The sequence below is a fragment of the Mycobacterium lehmannii genome (assembly GCF_001499925.1).
Classification (GTDB): domain Bacteria; phylum Actinomycetota; class Actinomycetes; order Mycobacteriales; family Mycobacteriaceae; genus Mycobacterium; species Mycobacterium lehmannii.
On record NZ_LQIR01000052.1, the window covers coordinates 1 to 2,409 of the forward strand.

At 67.2% G+C, this 2,409-nt stretch carries 2 protein-coding genes; both read left to right on the forward strand.

Annotated elements, in window-relative coordinates; all coding sequences use genetic code 11:
* Nucleotides 1-137 precede the first annotated feature (137 nt).
* Entirely contained in the window at nt 138-1,490 is a 1,353-nt protein-coding gene (locus AU192_RS20705) for a Mu transposase domain-containing protein (RefSeq protein ID WP_064399403.1), read from the forward strand.
* Complete coding sequence (gene istB, locus AU192_RS20710; protein WP_064399404.1) at nt 1,487-2,347, forward strand: IS21-like element helper ATPase IstB; 861 nt, start codon at nt 1,487-1,489, stop codon at nt 2,345-2,347. The genes AU192_RS20705 and istB overlap by 4 nt, the downstream gene beginning before the upstream one ends.
* Nucleotides 2,348-2,409: the final 62 nt, after the last annotated feature.

Below are 2,409 nucleotides of genomic sequence, written 5' to 3' on the forward strand. Positions count from 1 at the left end.
TGACCGCGCTCGCTGAATTTCCCCACTGACGCTCATCGAAATTCCCCACCCGTGTGGCTCCGCCGAGAAGGGCGGACCTCCTTCCAAGCTGCTGGTGTCTGACGCCAGTTGCTTCATCGAAGGAGGCCCGCTTTCTCATGCTCACATGGGAGGACGACTTGGAAGTACATGCCCTGCGCCGTCGTGGGTGGTCGATCTCAGCGATCGCCCGCCACACCGGCTTCGACCGCAAGACGGTCCGCAAATACCTCAACGGTGACGGCAAACCGGGGGTTCGTGCGCGCTCCGGACCGGATGGGTTCGAGCCGTTCGTCGACTACGTCACCGCGAGGTTGTCCGAGGACCCGCACTTGTGGGCCCGCACCCTGCTTGACGAGCTCGAGGAGCTGGGATTCGGCCTGTCCTATCAGAGCCTGACCCGCAACATCCGGACCCGCAATCTGCGTCCGGTGTGTGAGGCGTGCCGAACTGCGGTAGACCGCCCGAACGCGGTGATCCCGCACGACCCGGGCGATGAAACCCAATGGGACTGGCTGGAATTGCCTGATCCGCCGGAATTGTGGGGTTGGGGCAAGACCGCGCATCTTCTGGTGGGCTCGTTATCGCATTCCGGCAAGTGGCGCGCCGCGCTGGCGCCCTCGGAAGATCAGCCGCACCTGGTCGCCGGCCTCGACCGGGTGACCCGTGGCCTGGGCGGGTGCACGCGGGTGTGGCGCTTCGACCGGATGGCCACGGTATGTGACCCCGGCTCGGGTCGAGTGACCGCGTCGTTCGCCGGGGTGGCCAAGCACTACGGGGTGTCGGTGGCGATCTGCCCGCCGCGGCGCGGCAACCGTAAGGGTGTGGTGGAGAAGGTCAATCACACTGCGGCGCAGCGCTGGTGGCGCACCCTGGCTGACGAGGCCACGGTGGAGCAGGCGCAGACCAGCGTGGATCGCTTCGCCGCCGTGCGCGGCGACACCCGGCTGCGGGCCACCGCCGACGGCCGGTCCTCGGTCGCTGTGGTGGCCAAGACCGAGCCGCTGGCGCCTGCGCCGGCACAGCCCTACCCGGTGATCGTGTCAGAGACCCGCACGGCGTCGCGGCAGGCGTTGGTGTCCTATCGCGGTAACCGTTACTCGGTGCCCCCAGAACTGGCGGCAGCTCAGGTCGTAGTCAGCCATCCTGTCGGTGGCCAGTTCTGCGACATCGCCACCGCCAGCGGGATCGTCATCGCCCGGCACCGAATGGCCGCCGACGGGCTCGGGGTGATGGTGCGCGACAGCGGCCATGTCATCGCCCTGGACACCGCCGCGATGGCAACCGCCACGACCAGACGACCGCACCGCCGCAAAGAACGCATCCCGCCCGGTCCGGCGGCCAAAGCTGCTGCCGCACAACTACTCGGGCTCGGAGCCGAAGCCGTCCAGACATCAATTTCATCAGCCGAATCCACCGTCATCGACCTGTCCGCCTACGAGCGGGCCGCCCAGAACAGGACCATCCAATGACCCCCACCCCACGAACCCCGAAGACCACCACTACCACGACCACCGCCCAGGAGGCACCGACGGCAGCCGCAAGCCGCTATCAGCAGCTGCGCTCGCACCTGGCCGACCTCAAACTGGCCGCTGCGGCCGAAGCTCTACCCGCCGTCTTAGACCAAGCCACCGCGGAGGGGCTCTCACTCACCGTCGCCCTAGAGCGGCTGCTGGCCGTCGAAGTCGAGGCCAGCACCGCCAGGCGCCTGGCGGGTCGGTTGCGGTTTGCCTGCCTGCCCACCCCGGCCACGCTGGCTGATTTCGATGTCGACGCCGCCGCCGGGATCGACCGCAAGCTCATCGACGAGCTGGGCACCTGTCGCTACCTGGAATCAGCGACCAACATCTTGCTCATCGGCCCACCCGGAACCGGCAAAACCCACCTCAGCGTGGGATTGGCAAGGGCTGCAGCGCATGCCGGCTACCGCACGTATTTCACCACCGCCGCTGATCTGGCCGCCCGCTGCCACCGCGCCGCGATCGAGGGACGCTGGGCCACCACCATGCGCTTCTACGCCGGTCCGACCCTGCTCGTGATCGACGAACTCGGGTATCTTCCACTACCGGCTGAGGCCGCATCAGCACTGTTTCAGGTTGTTTCCCAACGCTATTTGAAGACCAGCATCGTCATCACCACCAACCGCGGGGTGGGGGCGTGGGGCGAGATCCTCGGCGACACCACCGTCGCGGCCGCCATGCTCGACCGCCTGCTGCACCGCTCCGTGGTCATCAACCTCGACGGCGAGTCCTACCGCCTGCGCGACCACCAAGCCGCCGCCGAAACCCTGCGCCGAACCACCACCGGCAACCGCCAACAACTACACTGACCGCTGCTCACAGGTGAGGAATATCGGCGAGCACACCTGAGGACTTTCGATGAGCGCGATCA

What these genes read in the sequence shown, in the direction of transcription:
- AU192_RS20705 (WP_064399403.1), top strand. Translation starts at nt 138, where the DNA reads ATGCTCACATGGGAGGACGACTTGGAAGTACATGCCCTGCGCCGTCGT.
- istB (WP_064399404.1), top strand. Translation starts at nt 1,487, where the DNA reads ATGACCCCCACCCCACGAACCCCGAAGACCACCACTACCACGACCACC.